Annotated in this window: 22 protein-coding genes; 3 read left to right on the top strand and 19 right to left on the bottom strand. The window is 40.6% G+C overall.

Annotated elements, in window-relative coordinates; genetic code table 11:
- Window positions 1–22: 22 nt before the first annotated feature.
- From MKX60_RS19820 to MKX60_RS19790, 7 genes are all read right to left on the bottom strand, one after another.
- Window positions 23–1,651 carry a response regulator gene (locus MKX60_RS19820; protein ID WP_341060745.1) on the bottom strand — a complete coding sequence of 543 codons (1,629 nt, stop codon included), beginning with the start codon at window positions 1,649–1,651 and terminating at the stop codon, window positions 23–25.
- A 219-nt stretch (window positions 1,652–1,870) separates the two neighbouring features.
- Window positions 1,871–3,349: an Lsa family ABC-F type ribosomal protection protein gene (locus tag MKX60_RS19815; RefSeq protein ID WP_341060744.1), complete on the bottom strand. Its 1,479-nt coding sequence runs from the start codon at window positions 3,347–3,349 to the stop codon at window positions 1,871–1,873.
- A 317-nt stretch (window positions 3,350–3,666) separates the two neighbouring features.
- Window positions 3,667–4,167, bottom strand: coding sequence for a DinB family protein (locus MKX60_RS19810; protein WP_076285748.1), 501 nt, complete (start codon window positions 4,165–4,167; stop codon window positions 3,667–3,669).
- A 308-nt stretch (window positions 4,168–4,475) separates the two neighbouring features.
- Window positions 4,476–5,024, bottom strand: a complete 549-nt coding sequence (locus MKX60_RS19805) for a CueP family metal-binding protein (protein WP_076285749.1) — start codon at window positions 5,022–5,024, stop codon at window positions 4,476–4,478.
- A 180-nt stretch (window positions 5,025–5,204) separates the two neighbouring features.
- Window positions 5,205–6,071, bottom strand: a complete 867-nt coding sequence (locus MKX60_RS19800; RefSeq protein WP_341060743.1) for an SDR family oxidoreductase — start codon at window positions 6,069–6,071, stop codon at window positions 5,205–5,207.
- A gap of 183 nt (window positions 6,072–6,254) precedes the next feature.
- The gene (locus MKX60_RS19795; RefSeq protein ID WP_076299026.1) at window positions 6,255–8,006 is read right to left on the bottom strand and encodes a sensor histidine kinase; all 1,752 of its coding nucleotides are present in this window, start codon (window positions 8,004–8,006) and stop codon (window positions 6,255–6,257) included.
- The gene (locus MKX60_RS19790) at window positions 8,003–8,758 is read right to left on the bottom strand and encodes a response regulator transcription factor (RefSeq protein WP_042188104.1); all 756 of its coding nucleotides are present in this window, start codon (window positions 8,756–8,758) and stop codon (window positions 8,003–8,005) included. The genes MKX60_RS19795 and MKX60_RS19790 overlap by 4 nt, the downstream gene beginning before the upstream one ends.
- 308 nt (window positions 8,759–9,066) lie before the next feature.
- On the opposite strand from MKX60_RS19790, the gene MKX60_RS19785 reads away from it, so the two are divergent.
- On the top strand, window positions 9,067–9,984 hold the full coding sequence (locus MKX60_RS19785; RefSeq protein WP_143759379.1) for a M23 family metallopeptidase: 918 nt from the start codon (window positions 9,067–9,069) through the stop codon (window positions 9,982–9,984).
- A gap of 163 nt (window positions 9,985–10,147) precedes the next feature.
- Complete coding sequence (locus MKX60_RS19780; protein WP_341060742.1) at window positions 10,148–11,026, top strand: deoxyribonuclease IV; 879 nt, start codon at window positions 10,148–10,150, stop codon at window positions 11,024–11,026.
- A 57-nt stretch (window positions 11,027–11,083) separates the two neighbouring features.
- Here MKX60_RS19780 and MKX60_RS19775 read toward each other — a convergent pair whose 3' ends face one another.
- From MKX60_RS19775 to MKX60_RS19730, 10 genes are all read right to left on the bottom strand, one after another.
- Entirely contained in the window at window positions 11,084–11,407 is a 324-nt protein-coding gene (locus MKX60_RS19775) for a hypothetical protein (RefSeq protein ID WP_076299024.1), read from the bottom strand.
- A 100-nt stretch (window positions 11,408–11,507) separates the two neighbouring features.
- The gene (locus tag MKX60_RS19770; RefSeq protein WP_076299023.1) at window positions 11,508–12,728 is read right to left on the bottom strand and encodes a GNAT family N-acetyltransferase; all 1,221 of its coding nucleotides are present in this window, start codon (window positions 12,726–12,728) and stop codon (window positions 11,508–11,510) included.
- 128 nt (window positions 12,729–12,856) lie between these two features.
- On the bottom strand, window positions 12,857–14,230 hold the full coding sequence (gene nhaC, locus MKX60_RS19765; RefSeq protein ID WP_076299022.1) for a Na+/H+ antiporter NhaC: 1,374 nt from the start codon (window positions 14,228–14,230) through the stop codon (window positions 12,857–12,859).
- Window positions 14,231–14,483: 253 nt separating this feature from the next.
- Window positions 14,484–16,991 carry a hypothetical protein gene (locus MKX60_RS19760; RefSeq protein ID WP_341060741.1) on the bottom strand — a complete coding sequence of 836 codons (2,508 nt, stop codon included), beginning with the start codon at window positions 16,989–16,991 and terminating at the stop codon, window positions 14,484–14,486.
- A gap of 37 nt (window positions 16,992–17,028) precedes the next feature.
- The gene (locus tag MKX60_RS19755) at window positions 17,029–18,369 is read right to left on the bottom strand and encodes an ABC transporter substrate-binding protein (protein WP_076299020.1); all 1,341 of its coding nucleotides are present in this window, start codon (window positions 18,367–18,369) and stop codon (window positions 17,029–17,031) included.
- 38 nt (window positions 18,370–18,407) lie between these two features.
- Window positions 18,408–19,568: an efflux RND transporter periplasmic adaptor subunit gene (locus MKX60_RS19750; RefSeq protein WP_340969350.1), complete on the bottom strand. Its 1,161-nt coding sequence runs from the start codon at window positions 19,566–19,568 to the stop codon at window positions 18,408–18,410.
- Between the two features lie 20 nt (window positions 19,569–19,588).
- On the bottom strand, window positions 19,589–20,422 hold the full coding sequence (locus MKX60_RS19745) for a carbohydrate ABC transporter permease (RefSeq protein WP_179086678.1): 834 nt from the start codon (window positions 20,420–20,422) through the stop codon (window positions 19,589–19,591).
- A 58-nt stretch (window positions 20,423–20,480) separates the two neighbouring features.
- Window positions 20,481–21,347 carry a carbohydrate ABC transporter permease gene (locus MKX60_RS19740; protein ID WP_076299069.1) on the bottom strand — a complete coding sequence of 289 codons (867 nt, stop codon included), beginning with the start codon at window positions 21,345–21,347 and terminating at the stop codon, window positions 20,481–20,483.
- 204 nt (window positions 21,348–21,551) lie between these two features.
- Window positions 21,552–23,021, bottom strand: coding sequence for a DUF4179 domain-containing protein (locus MKX60_RS19735; protein ID WP_076299018.1), 1,470 nt, complete (start codon window positions 23,019–23,021; stop codon window positions 21,552–21,554).
- Window positions 23,022–23,041: 20 nt separating this feature from the next.
- Window positions 23,042–23,536, bottom strand: a complete 495-nt coding sequence (locus MKX60_RS19730; RefSeq protein WP_076299017.1) for an RNA polymerase sigma factor — start codon at window positions 23,534–23,536, stop codon at window positions 23,042–23,044.
- Between the two features lie 184 nt (window positions 23,537–23,720).
- Here MKX60_RS19730 and MKX60_RS19725 point away from each other — a divergent pair, with 184 nt between their 5' ends.
- Window positions 23,721–24,476 (top strand): DeoR/GlpR family DNA-binding transcription regulator, encoded by a 756-nt coding sequence (locus MKX60_RS19725; protein ID WP_076299016.1) that lies wholly within the window; start codon window positions 23,721–23,723, stop codon window positions 24,474–24,476.
- 50 nt (window positions 24,477–24,526) lie between these two features.
- Here the strand turns inward: MKX60_RS19725 and MKX60_RS19720 are convergent, their stop codons facing one another.
- Together MKX60_RS19720 and MKX60_RS19715 are read right to left on the bottom strand one after the other, a co-directional pair.
- Window positions 24,527–25,333, bottom strand: coding sequence for an alpha/beta fold hydrolase (locus MKX60_RS19720; protein WP_076299015.1), 807 nt, complete (start codon window positions 25,331–25,333; stop codon window positions 24,527–24,529).
- A gap of 13 nt (window positions 25,334–25,346) precedes the next feature.
- Complete coding sequence (locus MKX60_RS19715) at window positions 25,347–26,420, bottom strand: Gfo/Idh/MocA family protein (RefSeq protein WP_081382806.1); 1,074 nt, start codon at window positions 26,418–26,420, stop codon at window positions 25,347–25,349.
- Window positions 26,421–26,436: the final 16 nt, after the last annotated feature.

The raw sequence follows: 26,436 nt of genomic DNA, 5'->3' as shown, positions 1-26,436 counted from the left end.
GAACCTGAGCAACCTGGATTCTTTATTCTTCAGCAATTCCAAGCTGTCTTCTGAAATCCTTAGGGGTGCAGCCTACCTGTTTCTTGAAAAGCTTTGAGAAATGCACCGGGTCTTTGTAACCGACCTGATAGGAGATTTGATAAATTTTAAACTGCACATCGTATAGCATTTCTTTTGCCTTTTTAATGCGAATATCTGTTAAATATTCAAGAAAGGTCATATGCAATTCTTTCTTAAATAACTTACTAAGCCAAACCGGAGTTACGTGAACCGCAGAAGCTACAATTTGCAGCGTTAGGCTTTCAGCATAATCACGGTGTAAGATCTTCTCAGCTTCGCTAACAATTTGGCTAGGTGTATGCGAAAGCTTTCGAAAGTCGGCAGCAATCTCATGCAGAAAGACCTCTGTTTGTTCACGAAGCGCCTGCAGGGTATCGTATTGCTCCAACAGCTCCCAAACTGCGATCGGATTATTTTTCCAATGCTTAAGGACGGTTCCCTCCGCTCCTCGCCGGAACACTTCGAACAGCCATTCAAAAATTTTCTGCTGGATATCCCTAAGTTGTGTAAGCTGCCAAGACTGTATCATCTCGATAAAGGTATCCATCGCTCTTGTTATATCTTCATCCGAACCATATCGAACTAAATCAAGCATTTCTTCCGGGTTCTGAAGTGACAAGTTATCACTCTCCCCGTCGTAAAATAGTCCTTGCTCAGTGAATAATCTGTTGCCCCCATAAACCGCCTTTTGCTCCATTACACTCACAGCCTCAATATACATATGGTGCAAGTTTCTTGTATTCCCTGGTTTAGTCAGCATTCCTGCACTAGCAGTGATTTTGACAAAATCATTGATTCTTTGAATGAAGAGCTGTGCCATGCCCTGTGCGATATCCGTCTGCTCATGCGAAAGACTTCCCAGCACGATAATCCAGCGGTTATAACGGTCCTTATAGAGAGCAGAAGGGTGGGCGTATTCCTCTTCGAGCGTCTGATGTAACACATTACTGATCCCGAATAGAATCAGTTCCTTCTCATGCGGATTCTTATTCTCTATCGCTTTTAAATTATCAGCCTCAACGACAATCAACATCGTAGGCTCCTTCAGCATCCATTCAAGCTCCAATGTTTGAAGACGGTGGTATCTACGCATTTCAAGATTAGGATCATAAACCTGCTCAATCATTTCCTTTAATAATTCCTCGCGCATTTTGGAGATGGCGAAGACCGCTTGATTCTTAAGCATCTGCCGGTTACGATGATCCAACTTCTTTTTATTGATGTTCTCTATCGATTTATCCACCATTTTACCTAGTTCATCCAAATTAATTGGTTTCAAAATATAATCGCATACCCCTATTTTCATGGCCTGCTTGACCAGTTCAAAATCATCATAACCACTTACAATAATCTTCTCAGGCTTATAGTCCTCTTCCGCAGATAAGGCGCTAAGGAATTCCAGACCAGACATGCGGTTCATCTTGATATCTGTAATAATCAGAGCGGGCCTGATCTCAAGTGCCGTACGTAAGGCCACATCACCATCATCCGCAACAAGAACCTCTGTAATATTGTAATCCTCCCAATGAAAGCGATTCCGCAATCCTTCACGAATCTCATATTCATCATCCACTATAAGTACACTAAGCATCTGATCTCCCTCCTGATCCACTTGGATGTACAACTGTTTCTTTTGGAGATTATAGTCTTTAGTTTCATAGTACTCGACACGAGTTAGGATTGCACGGAGGTAATCCATAACTTTTATAGGGTGATATTAAATTGCTTTTTTAAATGTGCAGCGTTTGTAAAATAATACAAAAAAGCCGACAGATAAACTCTGTCGACTTCCCCCATTTCTTCATTTTAATTAAAGTTCAACGATTTTCGTAGCAACATTGTTGCAAAATTCCCGATCATGCTCCACAAAAACAAGAGTTGGCGTGTATTCAAGCAACAGCTCTTCAATTTGCATACGTGAAATGACATCAATAAAATTAAGCGGTTCATCCCAAATGTACAAATGAGCTTTCTCACTAAGGCTTTTGGCAATCAGCACTTTTTTCTTTTGACCACCACTATAAGTGGATATGTCTTTATCAAATTGGATTCTAGAAAAATCAAGCTTTCGTAGAATAGATTTAAACAGACTTTCATCGATTCCGTTGTCTCTGGTATAATCCGTTAAATTCCCCTGCAGATTAGAAGTGTCTTGGGATACGTAGGAAATGATAAGCTGATTATCCTTTGTGAGAGTGCCTGTGAAATCTATATCCTCATCACACATCAATTTGATGACACTTGATTTACCTGAGCCGTTTTTACCCGACAGAGCAATACGCTCACCCTGCTCGATAGTGAAGCTTACGTCTGAACATACCTTTTTTTCACCGTAAAAAATCGAAATATTGTCTAGCTCAGCAAGTTGACGTTTATGATAGTCAAGCTGTGTAATCTCTAGATTCTCAGAATTTTCGATATTTTTAAGAAGCTTAGACTTTTCGTTAATCGCAGAATTTTGTCTTTGTTCAATGGCTTTAGAGCGTTTCATCATTTTAGCGGCCTTGTGTCCAATGTAGCCTTTATCTACCTTTGAGCCGGAATTTCTCGTTCCGTTTTTTGTTTTTTCCACTTCATGTGACCAGTTGCCTGTCCGTTTTGAAGAAGCAGATAAGCGTTTAATATCTCTTCTGAGTTTCTCGTCCTCTGCCAGCTCAAAGTTATCTTGTCTGACTTTATTCTCCCACCAGCTTGAAAAATTGCCTTTTTGAATTTCTATATTCGTCTTATTTATAGACAAAATATGGTCTACACAATTATCAAGAAAAGATCTGTCATGAGAGACCAGAATATATCCACTTTTCGTATTGAGATAATCACTGACCAGCTTTCTTGCCGTCATGTCTAAATGATTGGTAGGTTCATCGATCAATAGGAAGCTATTTTCCTTAATGAATAGAGTGGCTAACAGCACTTTCGTCTGCTCTCCGTTAGACAATGAATCAAAGGGCCGATATAACACATCTTCAGACACCTTTAATAATGAAAGTTCACGCATTAATTTCCAATGAATATAATCCGGAAAAATCTCGCTGATCACATCAATGGTATTAAGCTCCTTGTTATCCACCTGAAAAGGAAAATATTCAAAAGTGACATGGGCAGAAATATTTCCGCTGTATTCATATTTTCCGAGTAATAAACTCAGAAAGGTGGTCTTTCCTCTACCGTTTCTTCCGGTAAAGCCTAATTTCCAATCAGTATCGATTTGAAAGTTAACATTCTCAAAAATATTATCGTAGCTGCCCTCATAGGCAAAGGTTAGATTTGTAACATTTATTAATGACATATAAGTATCCTCCTGTATGAAAAAAATAAAAGCCACAAGAAAGTTACTTTCTTGTGACTCAAATAAATACAGCAAATCTAGCCCCAAATGGAGTTAGATAAGGATATATTGTTCGAGTGAAAAGAAGTAGTAACTTTCTTGCATACAAAAAATAAAACAAACGAAATAAACCGTTTTTGTTGTTTTATTCATCATGTGTCGCAAGAATAATTACTACACTATACTTTTCAACTCCGATCATTAATTTGTATCCATGTTATCATGCCGATTTGTTTTTTTCAACTTTCCGATCCTTAACTCATTAAGAAATTCATTAATTAGGCGTTCGCTAATTCATCTGCAGAGGGGCCGTAAAGGCCCGGCACTGGTATATTTAGAAGTCGGAAATATACCCCAAGCTGTGCCCGGTGGTGAATCATGTGATTCAAGCCGATGGTACGAAGCGCGACTGCCCGTGTCTGACGGCGGATAACCGCTGTGCCATTACGCAGTGTCCACTCCGCACCAAGCGTCTCCACATTGCTTTCAGAAATTAATTCTTCAATCTTGCGAGCGCTCATATCGAACTCTTGCAGAACCGCGGCGGGGCTCTCCAGCGCTTCTCGTCGATATGGCACAGATGCCAAATCAAACTCCGAGTGAAGAAGAATGGCTGATTGCCAGTTTAGCAGATTGACGAGATGTGTGGATAGCCCACCGAGACTCATTGACTTTTCGTGTGGTTTCCATGTCATATGCTCCTGCGTCAGCTTCTCCAGCATACGACGCGTACCAGCTAACTCCTGCAAAACATCACCGATGATCAGATCTTTATCCATCCCTCTATCTCCTCTCAAAAATGAAGTACCAACTAAAGTTTATCATAGAGAATCACCCTTGAGTTTTTCGACGATACCCTTCTTCAAGGAACACTCCCTATAAAAGCTCGATTCTTGATATCCATCAGATTATACCATTTCCAGGAGGTGGAAAATTACTATAATTAAACTTTACCTTATTCTTACATAGAAAAACCCTCTCATAATTCGAACCTATTAGATCAAGGTTTCATGAAATGGAAGGATTTAAAATGGCAGGTCCGATATGGAATTTTCAGAGGAAGTAGTGACTTCGCTGTCTCTGATGCTTAGATACTCTCTACTAATTGCATGGTCGTAACACATGTATTATCACTCTTAAAAGTGGAAAGTGCGGCTTTCGCTTTTACACCATCCTGTTCAATCGTTACATTATATTTCTTATCACGAGGTAACCAAAGATCAATGAATCCGTTAGATTGGGACTTCATAGTTTGATCCACAATCACATTGCCCGCAGTGTCCTCTACATATACATCAAACGTTTGTTCTGTTAATTCCCCTTGGCATCCAGTCAAGCTATGTGTTGCACACGGGTGTGTATTCTTAACATATGGTGCGATGGAAACAAAAAACTCATCTTTGGGTAAGTCATATTTGGTTGATTGATTGTTGCTGTCGGTCACAATAAGCTGCTCTGAAGTGATGGAAGCAGAGAGGTCTTTCATGCTGCTTGAACTATATTCCTGCACTAATTGTTTAACGTTAGATGTATCGGTTGCTGCGGGTGATTTTTTATCATTTCCCCCCACAAATAAAACTGCCCCTAAAGCAACAACAACTACTGCACCAGAAGCCATCCAAATTTTTGTCCTCATTGATATTCATCCCCTTCTCTTCGATTCAATCATTTTCATTACACCAATAGTTCACATATGTTTCCTATTATATCATTATTATTACTTCACGAAACCTTTATCGTTGATGTTAACGATGCACAAAAAAAAGGCCCCTTCTGGTTTTTCACCGAGAAGAAGCCTTGAATCTTGATATATTATTTAAGCTTGCAGACTATTTACAAGATCACTGATAATATCCGCTAACGGAGTGACTGGACGATTCAATACTTTCTCTAGATCGCCACTTTCAATATCCAGCCATCCTTCGCGAATACCACGTTGAATCGCAACAACGAATGGCAGAGCAGCTTCTGGTACACCAACCTCAGCCATGATTTTCGCATAAGCTTCGTCGTCAACTTGCAGCACTTTAATTTTTTTACCAATTACGCCACTTATAATTCCAGTCAATTCTTCTTGTGTTAAAGGCTTGCCAGACAATTCATAGACAGAATTCTCATGTCCTTCCCCAGCTAGAACATTAGCAGCAGCTTCTGCATAATCTCCTCGTGCTGCCCAACCAACTTTACCACTACCAGCAGAAGTTACCCATGGGGCACCTGCTACGGCGCCTTGGATAGATCCAATCTCGTTCTCCATGTACCAGTTGTTGCGAAGGAAACTGTAAGGAATTCCGGTAGCTCGAATGGCTTCCTCGGTTACACGGTGTACTTCAGCAAGGAACAGCTCACTCTTCTCTGCATGTCCTACGCTTGTATAGGCAATGAATCCAACAGCAGCTTTAGCGGCTGCATCAATAGCTGCCTTATGTTGGCGAATCCGAGTCTCGTTATCTCCATCTGAAGATACAATTAGCAGTCGATCCACACCGGCAAACGCTACATCCAATGTTTTCGGCTTATCAAAGTCACCATGACGGACTTCCACACCACGCGCTTTAAGATCACTTGCTTTATCTGGATTCCGGACACTTACTACAAGGTCCCCTGCGGGTACAGTTTTAAGTAGAGACTCTATCACCAATGATCCGAATTGACCTGTTGCTCCTGTTATAGCTATTTTCATTTTAAAATCCTCCTCAAATTAGGATGAATTTCATCCTCTTAATAATCGCTCACCTGTAACTATTGTAGTTACATTCAAAAAAGATGTCAACTCCTTTATTTTTATAGCCTTGACTCATCCTAATAAATACAAACAACCCTCGCGGTATCCGGTTGGAATACAGCGAGGGCTTGAATGAAGATATCAGCTCCATATTAACTTAATAACCGTTCCTTTACCTACGTGACTCTCGACAGTAATCCGGCCCCCCATACATTCGATCAGTCCTTTAGAAATCGCCATGCCGAGCCCAGAACCGTTGGAGGTAGACGCTGTATCCGTTCCTCGATAATATCGTTCAAATAGCCGGATCATTGTTTCTTCATCCATTCCATCGCCGTCATCAGCAAATTGAATGATAAATCCGGTGTCCCTATCTTTATGAATAAGCGAAACGGTCAACTTCGTATCCGGTGGGTTGTGGAGCAGCGCATTCGCAGTTAAATTGTTGACAACCCTTTCTAGCCATGGCGTATACAATTGAGCTCTTACTTCGGTTTGTGCAGGCAGAAATACTATTCGCTGCTTCCCGTAGGCAGGATTGGCAGCAGCTTGTTCGAGAGCTTGTTGCAGCCAAGCGTTCAATTCAACTTCCATCGTCTCAGGTGGTTTAATTCCTGACTTTAGACGATAGGTCATTGCAAGATCACTGATCAGCATGTCCATATGGGCCGATTTATCTAGCATAGTCGTTGTAAACTTACGAACTTCCTCTTTCGACCAATCGTATTTTGGTTCGGCCAGTAAATGAGCATATCCTGTGATTGAGGATAATGGGGTTTTCAAATCATGAGTAACACCGGCGATCCATTCCTCGCGTAAGCTCTCCGTCTCTTCCCGCAGTACTTGATCACTCTTCAAGGTTGCCGATAATTTCTCAATTGAAACCATCACATCAGCAAAAACACGGTATCTTCTCCTCCATTTACCCACGGCTGTTCGACTGCGACGAAGTCCTTTACGATCCGTTGGCTCTGTATAGATGGCATTTCCGATGGAATCGAGCCACACGAGCATATGCAGCATAGGTGCACCGAAACGATGAGCTTGCCATAAAGAGAGCAACACAAACGCGATCAATAAAGCGATAAGCATGGCAAATGAACCGATGATCACGACCTTTACTTCCTCTGGTATCCACACTTTTTTACTTGGATCTGTCCCTTTGATATTGGGTTCTCCCACGATCCAAGTACGACCTGAGTCCTTATCAAAAGAAGAAAGAACATGGTACCCATATCGTTCACTGTACAGGGTGCGAAGTGCAAGCTCTTGAACGGAGTACTGAGTGGGTATCATATTAGGTCTATTATAAGAAACCACTTCATTGCCTGATGAATCTATAAGTTGAACAAAAGCTTGGGCCGATTTAATTTCTTTTTCAAGTTCATCAGGAAGTACTGGGTCCCCTTTCGCAGCAGCGAATGTCCCCTCACTCACTTTCTTTAATAGTGGACCTAATACATTAGGCGCACCATACACCAGTGCGAGCTGTTTACCATCCTTTTCTTGAATCCATAGTGCCAGATTATAAGGAAACGGCTGAGTGCCCGTCCAATAAGCAACTACTTCGCCAGGGCCATATTGAATGGGTACATCTTTAGGTGTATTATAGGCACTCTCAACTTGCCCATCTTCATTTAGACTTTGTAGCCAGCCTTTATTTTTCTTCACTTGCTCCAGTAAACTCGGAGAAAAATGTATGCCATCCTCATCAATCTTAGAAGATTCTACCAATTGTTCAAGACCCACATTGGCAAAATCACGCGAGAGACTAATATCAAGAAACCGCAGCAAAATCCAAGTAAATGTTATGGCAGAAATAGCGAGTACTACCATGCCCGTAATTGCGAGCTGAAGAACAAACTTTAACGTTAACCGGCGCTTAATATTCATGGCGCAGACAACTCTTGACGTTCTACTTTAACCAGTTTGTACCCAAGACCTCTAACATTAACAATAAACTTCGGATCGGATGGGTCTGCTTCTATACGCTCTCTTATACGGTGAATATGCACCATGACCGTATTATCATCACTTAAGGCTTCTTCACCCCAAACCTTTTCATATAATTCACTTTTGCTGAATATTTGATTGGGATGTTTACATAAGAACAGCAGCAATTGGAATACAAGTGCCGGACAAGAGACCGACTCACCCTCAACCAGCAGCTCCCCTGCCGTCTCATCCAGTTTAAATCTCCCGTAATCGTAAACGTTCGCAGATTTGCTGTGAACTGTCGCTGTGATCTTATCAGTATCTGATGGAGCAGGTGAACTTAAGTACCGCCGCAACTGCGCTCTTATTCGAGCGACAACTTCAAGTGGATTAAAGGGTTTAGTGATATAATCATCTCCACCTATAGCAAATCCGGTCAGCTTATCAAAATCAGAGGTTCGAGCCGTAAGAAACAGGATAGGTGCGTCCGTCGTCTGCCGGATAAAAGGACAGATTTCAATTCCACTGCGCCCTGGCAACATCACATCCAATACAATCAAATCATATTTTTTGGCTTCGCAGGCGCTTATCGCTTCTTCACCCGTCACCGCAGTATCAATATTTAAATAACCCTCTTTGCGTAATACAGTCTCCATAATCTCCAAAAGCGATTGTTCATCATCTACAAGTAAAATCGATGCTTCATTCATTGTGAAATTCCCTTTCCAAATAGCCCTTGTTTTTATCATCATAGCATGATTCTTGACGCTATCAATCGCACTTACCTTAACAGAAGCTTAATTCGTATTCGTCTACTACACCAAAAGTTAAGATCGTATTAATACTGTGTTTCAGAAGAGCTAAGACTCATTTGCTATAATTTGACTAATGGGAGGCGATATTCTTGAAAAAAAGCTCTAAAAAAATAATCAGCATACCGGGAATGTCAGCAAAAACAGTTTTGGCAATAGGATCACTTGCCTTACTATTAACAGCTTGTGGAGGAGGAAAAACGGATATGAACAATAATGCGAAAGTGGAGCAAACATCCAATTCAGCTGTAGAATCAAACGAAACAATGTTCCTGCCTGATGATCTGCCAAATTTTCTGCTTAAAGGGAACTATAAAGAAATGTACGCCCACTTTAGTCAGCCTTTGAAAGATGAGGTTAGTGAAACTGAATTAGCTGAGACCGCTAAGGAATTCACTAAGGATATCCAGACACTGAATAAAGCTTCTGATATGCAGCTTAATGGATTTGATCGACGTACTTGGGTGAGTGATGCAGGTAATAAAGGGCTTATCGGAATGTTTGATCCGGATGGAACCATTTCATTAATCCAGATTCAAGAACTGACATCCTCTCCTGAAACCGACTCGAAACTTAGCAAGCAGGAATACGCGTTGCCTTTCGAAGGTGACTGGTTTGTATTTTGGGGCGGAGAGAATATTCTCGTAAATTATCATTATGAAGTAGAGATCCAGCGTTACGCCTATGATTTCATTCAGGCCAAGGAGAACTATTCTTATAAAGGTGATCCGCTAAAAAACAAAAGTTATTATGCCTTTGGGGAAAAAATCTTCGCCCCTGCAGATGGTACAATCGTATCGGTTATGAATGATATTAAAGATAATGAACCTGTCGGTGTTATGAATCCAAACCAGGCAACCGGCAATAACGTGGTCATTGATCACGGTGGTGAATTCAGCCATCTAGCACATCTCAAAAAAGGTTCGATTACAGTTAAGCCAGGCGATAAAGTCAAAAAAGGTGATATCATTGGGCTGACGGGTAACTCGGGCAACTCTAGTGAGCCCCATTTACATTTCCAGATCTCTGACGGAGTGGATTTATTCAACTCTCGTTCTATCCCTGTTAGGTGGGGGAACGGATTGAAGCCGATCCAAGGCGAGACGATCACCGCTGCTGAATAACGATCATTCTGGGTGGGTAAGGTTGTCTCCCTTATGAGATAGACGGACGAGACAACCTAGCCTGCGCTGAAATACATATAATTAGGGCCTTCTACAAATATTAATAGACATGCAGTGACTAAATTTCGGTCTCTTTCTCTGAAGAAAGGAAGCGTTGAACCAGATGACTTTACTCCTAGGGTCACATGTATCCATGACTGGACCAAAAATGCTCCTTCGAGCTAGTGAAGAGGCAGCATCTTATGGAGCGACCACCTTCCTAATATATACCGGAGCTCCTCATAATACACGTCGCAAACCCATTGAAGCTTTGAATGTTGAAGCTGGACAAGCTCACATGAGAGCTAACGGCATTTCAAATATTGTTGTGCATGCTCCGTTTATTGTTAACTTAGGGAATACGCAATCGAATCAAGTCTTTGAACATAGTATTGAGTTTCTTCAATCAGAAATTATAAGAACGGAAGCTTTAGGCTCAACACAAATTGTCCTTCATCCCGGGTCCCATGTTGGTGCGGGTCCACAGGCCGGAATTTCTCGGATCGTAGAAGGTTTAAACGAAGTGTTAGCCAATAAACGAAATGTTCAGGTTTCATTAGAGACCATGGCTGGAAAAGGTAGTGAATGCGGAACTACATTTGAGGAACTTGCGGCTATTATTGATAGAGTGACGCACAATGAGCGCCTGTCTATTTGTATGGACACTTGCCATATCCACGATGCTGGTTATAATGTGAAGGAAGATTTTGATGGCATATTGGATCAATTTGATCACATAATTGGAATAGAGCGCCTAAAGGTCATTCACGTAAATGATTCAAAGAATATCATCGGCTCGCGAAAAGACAGGCACGAAAATATCGGACATGGATATATCGGCCTTCAGGCGCTTCGATATGTAGTCCACCATCCACAGCTAACAACCATTCCCAAGCTCCTGGAGACCCCCTCCATCGGTGAAAAGAAATATGTCAACCCGCCCTATAAGCATGAGATTTCATTGTTACGAGGAGAAACGGATGAGCCGATAAAACAAGCATAAACGCCTTCGGCGTCCTTATAAGGACGGTAAGCGTTTATGCTATAAACTATAATCAATTTATCCTTTTGCAGGATCATTCGTAACAGGTGCGGTTTCGTTCATTTGAAGTTTCTTTAGCGAGTTTTTCTTTGCGGTTAATTCTTTTGACAGATCAGCTTGCATACGATTTAAGGTTTTTATCTCATCATTCAGCTTTTTGATTCGCGACATTTTACTGCTCAAATCTGTGTGAGACTTGCTAAATTTCATATCCTGTTCTAATTGGTTAATTTTGAATTTAGATTTTTCTTTTTTGTTCTGTGTGCTCTTGATTTTGTTTTCGAGCTCGGTAATTTCTTGTTGTAATTTAGTGATCATTGGTTTAGTAAAATTAATTGCCATTCTTACACCTCATATCATATTGTGTTGCTGAGAGATTATTCTACTATAAAAAGAGCAAAAAAGCACACTCATTAGAGTATGCTTCAAAGGTTCACATATTTTAAAAATAATCAGAGAAATAAGGATGCTCTGGTCTAATCAGTCCTTCCAGCAAATGGATCGTGGCATCATCCGTCTGAATACGTCCGATGCGAGCCAGGTAGGTTGGCCGCTTATAGCCCATTAACATGGTTGTTAAGGTAGGAATATCAATCGTGAGTGAAGGATTTAATCCCCCTTTTCGCAGGGTCCCCTTCCCTTCTTTATCTACAGTTAGTGAAAATGTCCCTCGATTCCATTCCAGCATCGGATCGCTTAAGTTAAAAATGAGCTCACAGTCTTTGTCCTGCCGTTTAAAAGGATACTGTTCGATAAATAAACGGACATCTACAATCCGTGCCATAAAGTATGGAGCGATCGTTTCTTTAATATCCCCATCATCTAATATGAATGACAACGGTTCTCCTTTATAAATATCCCCTTTAACCAGCTTAATCATTGAAAAGTGCGCACTAATAAAATTCCACAAGCCCGTTCGAGCCTCTTCAACAATGTATACCATCTCTTTGATATAAAATATTTCTTCGGCGACCCAATACAACAAGTACCCCATGGGTTCATCGTTGTTATTGTAATAAATACCTACCGTCATATCATCTAAATCCCACCGCAAATATTCTTCCCAAGCTAACTCATTACGAATCATCGCCCCATGATGCTGCACGGCAAACTGATCATAAATCACTTTGATATCTGGATGTTCAATGGATACACGTTCCACATTTCCTGGGACATTTCTCATTTTTGGCAACTGTGTATCCGGAACTTCAAATGAGATTTTATCAGTGATGATTTCCCAGCCTTTTCTTCTATAATAAGGGATTGAATACGGATAAAGATAAGATATCGATTGTTTACGATCCCGCATTTTAGTTAAAGCATGAAGCATCAGTTTATTCATTAAACCTAAATTGGCATATTCGGGATAGGTTCCAACACCCGTTAATCCACCCATCTCATAGATATGCCCAAAAATATTAACCTGAAATGGGTATACGGCTAACTGAGAGATGAGCTTGTCTCCATCAAACCAACCTACAACATCAGCATACTTAAGAACTGGCAACTTAGCCTGAGTGATTTCACGATTCTCCCAGCCAAAGATTTGCAGATCACGATTGGTCACTTGAAATACATAACGTAATAGATTATTAAATTGTTCTGCGTGCTTAGTCTCGACATTAGCTAATTTGATTCTATCCTGTAACTTACTGCGACTCACTGTTATTACCTCCGATAAATTGACCACTTTTTAAGCTTAGATCACTAGCTTGATCACATTGACTCAACGCATAGTATTCTTTATATACGTTGAATCAATGCATTAGGTGTCCATTATCTTGAGATTTCTTAATCTTTACCCAATGAGTTCCTTTGTAATCTAGGGATCAACGCGTAAGCAAACGTGATGAATGGACTTAACCATAAGAAAGTTGCATACGGCGCATATTCTATCACGGGTACACCCAGAGTCACTGCGAAGAAGGCACCACTGACACCCCATGGAATCAATGGATTAACGAGAGTGCCGCAATCTTCTAGCGTACGGGACAGTGTCTTCGCTGGAATGCCACGGCGATTATATTCATCTTTGAACATTTGACCTGGCAAAAGAATCGAAAGATACTGTTCACCCGTCATGCCATTTACCGCAATGGATGACGCTCCGCTCATCAGTACAATGCTGCTCTTACGCTTGAGTGGTTGAATGAGTTTACGGAAAAAGGCCTCAATGACACCGCAATGCTGAATCAAACCACCTAAGGATAAGGCAATTAAGATTAGAGATACAGACCACATCATCGATTGCATTCCTCCGCGGTTCACGATAGAAGCAACCATTTCATTCGCGATATTACTGTTATATCCACTCTGCATTACACTAAACCAGACATCGATTTCAGTCTGCTGCTGAATCAAAGCCGTCACAAGAAGACCACTGACAATACCAACAACTAACGTAGGCAGGATCGGTATCCGCTTGATCGAACAAGCGATGACAGCTAGCGGAGATAGCAGCGTTAACCAATGAATATGGAATCCATCTTGTAACGCAAGCTTAATGTCTTTAATCGAGGATAAGTCGATCGAATTCCCCTTTGGAGCGAACAGAAAAAAGAGAGTGGTGATAACAAGCGCCGGCACCGTAGTGTATGCCATATTACGAATATGTGTAAACAAGGATATACCCGCTACTGCAGGTGCAAAATTCGTTGTATCGGAAAGTGGCGACATTTTATCACCAAAACAAGCCCCACTGATAATTGCTCCAGCAGCCAAAGTTGGGGAAATCCCCGTAGTTACTGCAATTCCCATTAAAGCAACGCCGATGGTGCTTACTGTCGTGAAGGAGCTTCCAGTGAACATCGAGACGATGATCGTGACATATAATGCGCTCACCGCAAAATAATTCGGATTAATATAATCCATACCATAATATAAAAGCGACGGTACTGTACCGCTCATCATCCACACAGCGATCAGAATTCCAATCAGCATGAGGATAAGAATTGGCATTATGGCCGTTTGTATCCCTTGAATAATTGCTGATTCGATCTTCTTCCAAGAGAAACCAAACATTCCTAGTAAGACGGCCGTGCCTATTGTAGTTACGAGAAGCGGTAGATGCGGCTCCGCTTTCAATAGAAAGATGGATACAAATAGAAGTGCTAAAATAAAAACGATGATGATCATGCTTTTTGAGAAACTAAGCTGTCGTTCCATGAAAATAATGCTCCTTAACATTGTATTGGGTATAAAAATAATGATCGAACGCTTCCGCACTTTTAAGCTTTTTTGCTTTTTGGCATTGAAGCGCAGAGGTAATCTTAACGAAAAGACTGAGAACAGTCAATGTAAAGAACATACATTGAAGGAATTTCCATAAAAAGTTCATAAGTATAGGCGAGAAATAAAAAAAGTGCTGGCAATTATGCCAACACATTTGACTTGGTTCTTAACCCAGCTCACTACAATTTTAATTGTCAATGTTTTTAGTTGTTCTCGGTTCCGATAAAACGTAATTTAACGGGTAAGACTGACTCCCTAACAACATCCTATGACCCTGAAATTCATCATATAAATTTATACGGAAGCTTCCTCCCCTTAATTTATTGTAAAGGTTACTATTAAATGAAGTTGTGTATGACTTATTTTTGCCCATTGGCAAATCAGTCCCCATTACCAAAGTCTTCTCCATAGATTGTCCGTAAGGGTCAATAAGCTCTAAGACTAACTTATGCTCATAGGCACCTGCTTCAAAATCCTCTTGTTCGGATAAGCTATAATTTACAGCTATATCTAATGTGTCCCTTTCTTCTGTAATGTAACCCACTGCATTTGCAACCGAAAGGTTGTAAGGGAATAGATCAACACTTATTAGATTATTCTGTGAGATTACTGCTTTAGGGGTAAGTGCTAATTTAACACTATTGATAAATCCAGTTGATGTCCCCCCTAGATCTGTAAGCTTACCGTCAGCAACCCCTTCTCCAATATATAGCACAAGCTGAGAGGTATCCACACCTTGGGGAAGCTTACTCCAGATGGTAACCAATTTTTTACCATTTGGGCTAGTTGGCGTTGTCGATTGGCTAACCATCGCGTTGAAAAATTGGTTATCAGGTGTTTTGTAATAAGCTACCAGCTGTGCCTGTTTCGACTGGCGTGGTTCTTCGCTAATCATTTCCAGTTCCGTATAGATCAAATTAGATTTGTTAGAATTATATGTGGTTGTCCGACGCTCACGGACTTCTGCTTTTTTGCCTAACGAATTCATATGATGAGATTCACCTGTAGCAATCGTATGGATCACATTATTTAGCGAGTTTGAATACATGGAGAGAAACTTCGTGACTTCATCTCCAGAGGTATCTTGTAGTACAATTTTCAGCTGATTGAAGCTATAAGAATATGACACTTTCGCTATCACAAATATCTCTTTTGCTTCATTAGGAGCTAGTGACGTTTGCGAATTTGTGGTCACGATCTGGGCTGTACTGCTCAGATCACTCATTCCTGCTTTGACTATAGCTTTTAAAGAAGGTAGCTGTACTGAGGTTAAGCCTGTGTTCCGGATGCTGATATTAGTTACGATTTGATCACCATCATCCCAAGGCAACCGCTGATAGGATCCAAGCTTCACCATGAACTTCCCGTACCTGTTCTCGACCATATACTCTTGTCCCATCAGATTATTATATTCTAGAGCATACGGAATGTTATACAACGCAGTTGGAAAAACAATCTTGTCATCAACAGCGGGTTCCGTCCACTCCAGCTTTAACGTACCTTGATTAAGTGTTAATGGCACATCCGCACTGAGACTGACGATCTTTTCTTCAAGTGGTTTCAATATTACATTCGCAAGTGCTTTTGAATCTACCGGAATACTTAATCCTTCAGCAGCTTTAACCGTAAGCTCATATGCAGGTAGCGTGACAGGTTTATTCCCAAGATTCTTTAGGCGGAATTGAAGATTCCATTTCGCAAAGTCATTTTCCGAATATACGGAAGCACTCTTCAATTGTGTTTCAACCGTGTTATTCTTGATAGAAATCTTTTTCACAGCATAATTAGCCACAGCGAAGTCAGAAGTTGTTACTGAAGGAAGCTTAAAAGATTTAACAGGTAGCATTATTTTCAAAGCTTCATCTTCTTGTGCAAATTGCAAGATCATATGTTCAGTCTTCATATAGGAAGGAACTTCAGTTAAATAATAAATCGTCTTCTTTTCTTGGGACTGTACATCGAAACTGCTGCTAGCATCCTCCTGCTTAAGTTCGAACACCGAACCACCAGCTGATCTCAGGTACGCAATATAAGTAGAATTGCTTAGCACTTTTTTACCCAAATTCGTGTAACTAACGCCAACTCTCATATAGACTTTTCCATTCCTTTTAAGCCTTTGCATACTTTCCGCTTTGATATCAACTTGCAGATTATCCAGCGTGAGCTTCTTGCTCTGGCCTTGAGGAACGACAACTGAGTAACTTGCCGGAATGGCGAATTCGCCTAGCTTTTTCTGATAATCCTGGCTACTGAAATCCCACTTCAATAGGGTCACTTTGGTGCCGTTTAATTTTGTAGACTCTCCAATATTCACGTAGTAAGTTACAATTTGACTACTCATTGAAGGAATATTTTTTTTAGTAACATCTCTCGTGACAGGTTTACCTTGTATGACTGTCCCCCCAGTTGTAGTAACCCTTGAGAAATAATCTACGTGAGCTACACTATTGGTACTACTATTGCTATAACTAAGTGTGTATATAAGTATATTACCGCTCGGTTGCTCTAAAATATCCATATCTATTAGCTTCACGTTGACATTGTTTTTTAAAGCGATCGACCCAAGTTTGTCAAGAGTGAATACCGCTGCAGTTGAAGCACTTGTCGGTGCTGCGTAAATGCTGTTTGCAAGAGGTTGGCTTAACATCATTGCACTGAGCAGAACTACAGCGTATGTCTTTAGTGGTTTGTGCATGAGTCTCCCTCCTTATACAAAATCCTGTTCAATACTTCTATTCGTTTAGAACGGTTGCTACTCGATTCTGGATCAGCTTTGCAACATCTTCCGCAGATTTTTGTCCACTGAAGAATGATGAGGACTCCTCCCCAATAATAGAAAGCACTTTAGTATCCAGTTCCGCATATTGATCTACCGTATGAATGATTTCTTTAAACTTAGTAAATTCTTCATCAGAAACCTTAGCCGCTTTTCCGGTTGGAAGCTTATATGCTCCACTTTCCACCTTTTCCTGAACATCGTTTAAATTCTTATCGTTCACTGATTGGAGCAGAGAGAATCCTTCTCTATCTTGCAAGGACTGTGCTTCTTCAGATAACAAGAAGGTCATAAACTTATAAGCTTCTTCTTTCACCGGAGTATTGGCTTGTATGGCGAGCGATGATGAAGGAATGATTCTCATACCACCAGTCTGACCTGCATGTGGCTTTTGAAGGTACACCGGATTTTCAAAGTAAGAATATGGACCATCGATAAAGTCTGTTGGTGACCATATAACGATGGAGTTAAAAAGCTGATTACCTATCTCCGCTGGCTCCGAAGTCATAACTTGTTCTTTATACATTTTCTTGACTTGTTCCAACAGCTCCACAAAATCAGGCGAGTCGAATTTCGCTTGTTTCGCTTCACTATCAACAAACAAATTATAATTATCAATAGCCATTTCTTGGAGTGTCATTTCCGCTGGGTACTCCGTTAAGGCATAAAGTTTGTTTTTAGCGTCCTTCCCAGCCTGTTGTATAATTTCCTTCGATTGTTCCCCAAACTCTTTCCAAGTCCAATTCTTATCGTCAATCTTCACATTTGAGTTCTTAATCATATTCCCATCACCTATGAACGCTCTAAAAGCGAACCCGGTAGGAATGAAATATAGGCCGTCGTTTACCTTCATTGCGTCCAAAACATTCATTTCTAAATCACTCTTATTTACCGTTTTATCGTGTTCAAATATATCATTCATGTTCACAAGCAACTTTTTACTCACATAATCATTGATTGAAAAGGCGCTTACATCAAAAATATCTGCACCTTTTCCGGAGAGTAGGGCTGTATTCGTTGTTTTTTTATATTCTACATAACCATTCTCCCCCCACTCATTTCCCACTTCTTTATATGCCTTAATTTGTAGGTCGATATCCGGGTATTTCGCTTCAAACTTTTTCTCTAGCGCCTGATAGAATGCACTCGATTCTGCTAGAGATAGAGTCAAGATTGTCTTCCCCTCTTCAGTTGTCGTTTTCCCCTTACTTTCCACTTTCTCATTACCTCCGGAATTACATGCCGTTGTCATTATCAAAGCACCCATTAATAGTACAAAAATAGACCTTTTAAACATTTGATTTCCTCCTACTATTTGCTCGTTTATTTGAATTCTTATTGCAGTCGAACTCGGTTCCCGTCTTCAAGAGGTTCACTACTTTCCAGAATAATTGAATCCTCCTCATAGAGAATATCCGATTGAATCATTGTTTCTTTCTCGTTTTTTTCACTGGAGTGAATACGAACTTTTTGAGCGACAAAGACATTGCCTAATGCCCCCCGCTGCTCGTCAACTTTATAGACAAACAAACCTTCGCGATCCTCATGAATAGCTTCATTGGATAGGAGTAATCCCTCTTGGAGTGAATGTTTTTCGATTTTGATCTGAGCCTGTTCACCTCCTTTAAGTTCTGGATCAACGACTTTTATTCTCAAATTCTTTTGAGGAATGGTTTGAGTCTTCCCGGACTCATTACTAGAGGGGCTATCAGTACGTGACTCTGAATTCGCAACTTCTTCGATGGAGCCGCTTAGGGTCCGTGCTTCTTGTCCATGATTCATATCAACCTCGACCTCTATCTTTTCTCCAGCAGAAATCCCTAAATTTGACAAATGCACGGAATCCACGATAATATCCAATCTGTAACCCCGACTGCTGTTCGATACAATCACATCCGGTTCTCCCATTGAAATTAACCCTTCGACGGCATTTAATTTTGAAATCAGACCATCGAACGGAGACAGTAGTTGTTTTTCGCTTGTTAGACGATTTTTTAGTCCGCTAATCTTATTCTCCTGAGCTAAGATATCTAACTTCCCTTTTTCGATATCACGTCTTGTATTTCTGATTTTGAATTCATCCTCCTCCAGCGCGGATTGGATGTACTGATCTTGCCTATTCTGTTGATCAATTTTCTGCTTTTCTAAATTTGTTATTTCGTCTTTCAATTCTTGCTCAACAGTTTTGCTCTCATAGATAATAAGTTTTTGTCCCTTCTTTACACGTTGTCCTTCTTTCACAAGAATTTGTTCGACCTTCAGTCCGGAAGTATTCGAAAGTCTAACTTCAGCAAGTGGCTGCAATATCCCACTACCTTCAATCGTAAATAAAAGATTTCCCTTTGTTGGTTTTTCGGTTCTAACTTTCGGCAAGGTCAAAGTTTGTATTGTGTTACTGAACAATGTAAAAAACAACAATAATCCCATAAAAACCATGAAGACGACTTGAATATTTCGTTTACGTCTACGATCAGTCGGCTCTATACCTAACTCCATATCCCGTCATTCTCCTCCAATCAACCTTTGATACCAGACAATTGAACACCTTCAATAAAATACGATTCCGCATACAGAAATAGCATCACCATCGGAGCCATATAAAGTATGGATGCAGCAAAAGCAATGCCTCGCTCGCCTTCATTGATCCTCGATAAAAAGACTGACAATGGCTGCTTAAACGGATCATCAAGAAAAATAAGCGGCTGCTCCACCATATTCCAATAATCAACGAACAATAATATGACGAGTGCTGCCAGGCCAGGTTTAATCATCGGAATAATAATCTTGTAGAAAATCAGAAAATGTCCAGCACCATCCATTTTGCTTGCTTCGATATACGCATACGGTATATCTAGCATGAACTGTCTGAGCATAAACACACCAAAAGCTGCGAAAATTCCAGGCAATATAATTGCATATGAACTATTTAATATTCCTAGCCTATCCGCCATAATATAGTTCGGTACTAGCGTCACTTGGAAAGGCATAAGCATCGTTAGGACATAAATAAGAAACAAAGGATCTCGTCCCCGGAATTTCAGCTTCGAGAATGCATAGGCAGCGAGTGCTGCTACTAATGTTTGTCCTGCAATGATGGGCACAACCATGAATACTGAGTTCCAGAACATCGTCAGATATTTAGGGTTGTCTAGGAGAACCTTAGTATACTGGTCCAAGGACACTTGATCCGGCAGCAATTTTAAATTTACAAAAGGATCTTCTCTCCCTTCAATCACCTCATTCATCTGCCCGATAGGTCCATAATTGATCTCAATTTCTTTCTCTGTCATAAGCGAATTTGTGAATGTGATCACAATCGGGAATAATAACAAGACTGCAATAACAGCCATGACGAGTGTTAATGCCCCTTTTCGCAACACTTTGACAACTGGCACAACCTTTTCACCCCTATTCCATGAATTGTCTATGCCTCCGTTCAAATGCAAACAATCCCAACACAATCAATAAAATACAACCAAACATCAAGGTCGCCGCGGCAGTCAGCTTCTGAACATCGAGCGACATGAACATATTGTTCATATAATGCTGCAGCATGTAAATGCTGTCGTGCGGATAATCACCAGCGATTAAATACGTTTCTCGAAACACTTTGAATGAATTAATAATCGACATGATGATTACAAAAAACATCGAAGAGGTTAGATAGACAAGCGTAATACTGCGAAACTGCCGTAATCGTCCAGCACCTTCAATTTGAGCCGTTTCATAATAATCCTTCGGAATTTGCTGCAATCCCGCCAAGAATAAAATCACGTTATAACCGATGTTCTTCCATAAATAAACAACAATGATTACATTTCTAGCTGCATCCGTCTTCATCCAATCCACACGATCGATACCGAAGTTGTTCAGCCAGGCGTTAAGCGAGCCATTCCAATCGAAGAGCATCTGCCAGATCAGAATGATAGAGGCGACAGGTACGACAAGCGGCAACACGTATCCAGTCCTCAGCCAATTCCGAAGATATGTATTTTTATTCAATAGCATTGCTAATCCTAACGAAAGCACAAGCATTAGTGGAACACTTATCACGCTAAAATAAAATGTATTAGATGCTGCTTTACGGAAAGAATCGCTATCTAGCAGCTCTCGGTAATTATCAAACCCTACAAAGTGGCCCTCTATCGTGCTATCCATAAAAGAATAGAATACTCCCATAACAAACGGTATAAGGTAAAACATCGCGAATCCGATACCGCTTGGTGCCAGGAACATTATTGCCGCTGAGACATCCTTTCGGAGCCATTTCTTCATAATTGGGTTTATCATTCTTTCAGTAACCTCCTTCATGTACTTAGAATAAGTAAAACTTTTTAAAAAGAAGTATGGTATATATTAAGTATTTCTTAAATTTCAAAAAATGAAGATGTGGGGTCACAGAAAAACCGTTGATAGAATTATCAACGGCTAAAAGAGTTAATATAAAATTCAATCTTTTGTTTAATCATTCATTGCTTTCTAATTCTTCGAGTACAACTCCACAGCCTGCGTATCCATAATTGGATTTGTATATTTCTCTAACGTTATCGTTAATGGCTGAGGATAGTTCTTCGCTTCCGCGCCAAAATTATATCCAAACTCGTTCACAGCTGAGCCATCCTTAGAAGTCGTATAGCTGCTGAAGCTGCTTGTGGAAGGTGCTCTATTATATACCTTCCCTTTTGCGTCAGTAAAAGTCTCAGCAAGTCTAGTAGAGCCTTCTAAATATTGAGCATTCTCAATATTACGTCTTAGGAGGATTTCTCCTTCCTCTACGTTATTCTCTGGCGTTGGCGTGACTAACTCAAGTCCAGTTCCGGGCGCTTCAATAAGCTGATATTTGTTAAGATCCACGACAATTTTCATTTGATCCTTTTCGACAGCCGAAATTCCGAATGCTTTCAACGTCACAGAATCCGACTGCTGGCTGCCCTTACTATTCTTGAACACTAACGTGAACATGGAGTTGTCCGTATAGACTTCAGAATTGTCAGAATTGATGATATCGGGGTAATACAACTTCTCAACTGTGTCCCCTTTTTTACTAATCAGTACTGGATTAATTAATTGAAAAATCTGTTTATCATTATTCTGATTATATTCCAGATCCACATAGGTGCTAAGCGGAGTATACTGCACTTGATTCACTCTAATCTTTTGCCCGTCCACTGTCAGTGTTCCGTCTGTATCCAGCATACGTTCCTGTGCTTTAAGCATGTCAGGGTCAAGCTCGAAAGCAACATCTAGACTAGTCCGATACTTATTACTACTGGATAGGAGAGCCTTATCTGAAGTTTCGGTAAGAATTATATTATAGTTGACTTTCTTTGGATATTTAACCGATGGTGAAAGATTAGTGGAGTATATAAAATCCATAGACTGTCCGGGTTGAATTCGGCTCTCACTAGCGAGCATACTTAATGATGCGCCTTTGTGAAGAGGCGACTCCTGTATCCCTTCAAATTGAAGCTCAAAATCTGCGTGTATAACTACTTCGTCCGTATTGTTCTGAACACTGTATAAAACATAAACCTTCCGTCCATCTGTAACTGCACCTGTCACATCTATTCGGTAACCCTTGTTTTCCGCACTTTGACCGACCGGCACAACGAGATTCTGCTCAAGGGCACTGGCTAATGCAGGCTCTAACCTTGAGAACGAGCGATAAGCTTTGAAATTATCCGTGTTTTTAGTGCTTGCTGATTGTACTGAAGGTTGTGCCACTCCCTTATTCGGTAATCCGATTGTTGAGTATGTAAACAGTAACGCAACCACTGCAGCTGCAACCACGCCCATACCTGTAGTATAGATGCGTCGTTTTTCTCGCTTCTTCCCTTCCACAATTCCCTTTTTCATAGCGTTGTAGATTTTCATCTCCTGTATTGTTTCGACATTCTGTTGCACTTCATCGACGTTCTTACGTAGAATACGTTCTTCTTTTTCTGTCATTCCATTCACCTCCAATATCGCTATAGATAACTTCGAAGCTGTTTGAGTCCTTCGCGCAGCCAAGTCTTAATCGTACCTTCTGGCCTTTTTAACACTTTGGCAATTTCGACAGTGGTCATGTCATGGTAGTATTTAAGCGTTACAACATGCCGGTATTTAGGTTTTATCCGATTCATCGCACGCTCCAGATCAATTCGGTCATTACTCTTCATTTCCTGTGCCTCTTCCTCCACCATCTTCTCCGCTACAATCACACGCTTTTTGCGCCGTAGCTCATCCATGCAGCAATTAATCGTTATTCGGATCAGCCAAGGTGTGAAGGACTGTTCATCCTTTAATTTTTTACGTTTCATCCATGCCCTGCATGACGCTTCTTGGATCACTTCCAGCGTGTCTGCCTCTGTTCGCAGATAACTGTAGGCAATAGCGTACATTTTTCGATGCTCCACATACAAACGACTAAAAAAAGCTTCTTCATCCATTTGCGCAAAATCTACCATTCTGACTTCATCCATTGTGTTTTCCACCTTCCACCACCCCCTCTATCTTCTATCAGGAAGATGCATCCACCTCATATATCTATAAGTAAGACGGAGTTGAACGTAAAAACGATTGATTTTTTTCAAATTCATTTCATATGTAGTAAAATAGTAACGTTAAGTACAACCTTTAGAGCATTTTATGAAAAGAGGTGGATCAGTGCTAAAAGCTGACAGACAGGCGTATATCCTAAAAAAAGTAGAGACCGAAGGCCGCGTCGTTGTCCAAGAATTAACACAGGAATTAAATGTAACAGAAGATACCATACGAAAAGATTTACAAAGCTTGTCGAAGCTGGGACTTCTCAAACGAATTCATGGTGGTGCTCATAGCCTTATTAATGACATGAAAGATTTCAATTCACGTGTAGAATTTAATAGCCAGACCAAAGCTGACTTAGCTAAACGAGCTTGCACGCTTATTGAGAATGCAAAGGTTATTTTTATTGATGGCGGGTCCACAAATTTAAAAGTAGCTGAGAACATCCCTGAGCATTTTGATGGAAGAATTATTACCAATTCCCCCTCAATTGCGTTATCGTTGTGCCGGTTGTCCAAAGCTAGTATAACCTTGTTAGGTGGAGACCTCGATAAAAAGAACCAAGTGTTATTCGGAGCCGCAACGCTTAGAGCGATACAGCAAATCCATTTGGATCTAACAATCCTTGGCGTATCCACGCTGGATTCAAAGGTGGGCATAACTGTTCCCTCTTATGAGGAATCCATCATTAAGAATCAACTTTTTGAACAATCTTCCATGGTTATCGCCATAGCTACGAAAGAAAAGCTGGAGAAAATATCCACTTTTTTTGTAGCCAAGGTATCCGCGTTAGACTATTTAATCACTGAAGGTACAGTAGACAATAAAATTGTTGATACATATAACAAACTCGGCGTTAACGTAATTACAGTATAGATACTTTCTAAATTTGTACAAAAAAAGATGAACACCTTTGAAGCTTGTGCTCATCTTTCATTTAAAAAGTTCTCAATAGCCTCATAAGAATCTTGATTATGTTGCTTATTACTGATCGTTTTCGAAGTAATCTCAATAAATTGAGCGTTTGGGATATATTCTGAGAGTAATCGTCCGTAGGCGTATGGATGAATAGGATCAAGTTGACTAGCTAGGATCAATGTGGGCAGCTTTAAGGTCTTCCAAGCCTCACGATCCTGATTAGGACAATCCATTGGCAGCTTCACAAACTTCATCGAGGTTTCTTTTACATAAGGATATTTAAACTGCCCTAATAGGGATTCACCCGCATAAGTAGATATTGAATTTATGGATTTATAGACCTCTGAATTTTCGTATCTATATTGAGCGGTCAGAGGATCTGTATCCTGCAGTACATCATGAACTTTGGCGTAGGCTTCACGAATCAACACCTCTTGCGGCTTATCCTTCCAGGCTGGACGTGACAAAATAAGCTTCTTAACGCTACCCGGGTACCTCAATGCCAAATGAAGCGACACTCCAGCACCTGTGGAAATCCCTCCAATATTAAATGAACGGATATGAAGGTGTTTCGTTAAAGCCATCACATCTTCGGCGAATTGTTTAAAAGAAAAGTCATCCGCATGTCCAAACGCCACAGTATTTCCATGACCTCTAAAATCTAGTGAGATCCTTCGTATGTGATCTGTTTGCTTCATTAAACCGAAAGTTTGATTAACGTCACCACCCAAACCATGAAGAAAAATAAAAGGCTCTCCATCCCCTCCATCATCTTCATAATAAAATCGAATGTGCTCGTAGGTAAAGTAAGGCATATTCTCCCCTCCTTTACAAAGGACCAGAAACATCACTTAGATAAATCGTATTTCCGGTCTTCACCGATTCTTCAACAGCGAGCATCGCTTTCATCGTAGCAATCCCATCTTCAATCGTTGCACCTACACCTGGCTTATTATGCAGAATTGAATCTGCAAAACCTTCAATCTGCAATCTATAAAAATGACCATCTGCTCCAAGCGGTCTATGGTAGCTGTTATCACTAGCTTTGAAAATTTCTACATCGCTTGATTTTAATGTCCACGGGTTGTATGTCTTTCCTACTACTGATCCGAATTCACCATAAATTTGGAATCCTTCATGCCAATCCATCCGAACCGCAATGGTCAAATCCAATTGAGCTACAAAGCCGCTTTCAAACTCTGCAGTAATAAACCAACAATAGGCACCGAATTTTTGCGTATTCCATGCTTTCAAACTTACAATATTTCCACCTAGATATCTTGCGGTATCGAACAAATGGCTTCCATGACCTAAAATATAATAGCGTTCCTTGTTCGCTTTTGGATCTCCAGCAGGTCTCTTTATATTTTCACCGGATATAATCACTGGCTGAACATTCTCAGTAACGGTATATCGATAGGTAGAATCACAATACCAAGCTTTTAGGCCAATAATCTCACCCATTTCATGATCCACAAACTCTTTAGCTGCTACTATACCGGGGTCAAATCTTTTCATATTCCCCACTTGCACTTTGAGATCGGTACGATCCACAAGCTCTTTTAATTCTTCCACTTCTTCGATGGATACACCTAGAGGCTTTTCTACCAAGACATGTTTACCTGCACGCACGGCTTGTTTAGCTGCCTCCACATGAAATTGATCGGCAATCCCAATAACTACAGCATCTACGCTCGGGTCCGCCAGCATTTGATCATAATCCATATATACCTTGTCAGGTTCATAGATAGCATTCATTCTTCGAAGTAAGTATTCGTCTACATCGCATATTGCGTAAAGGTGAGCATTACGTGAACGCCTTATAGAGTCAAAATGCGCCGCTTGTGAAATCTGACCGCAACCTAATACGCCGATGTTCAACAATTGGTTTTCCTTTTTCATATTCATGTCCTCCTAT

This window comes from Paenibacillus sp. FSL R5-0914 (assembly GCF_038004525.1).
Classification (GTDB): Bacteria; Bacillota; Bacilli; order Paenibacillales; family Paenibacillaceae; genus Paenibacillus_AQ.
Note: the sequence above shows the minus strand (reverse complement) of the source record. Positions and strands in the feature narration are given on the sequence as shown.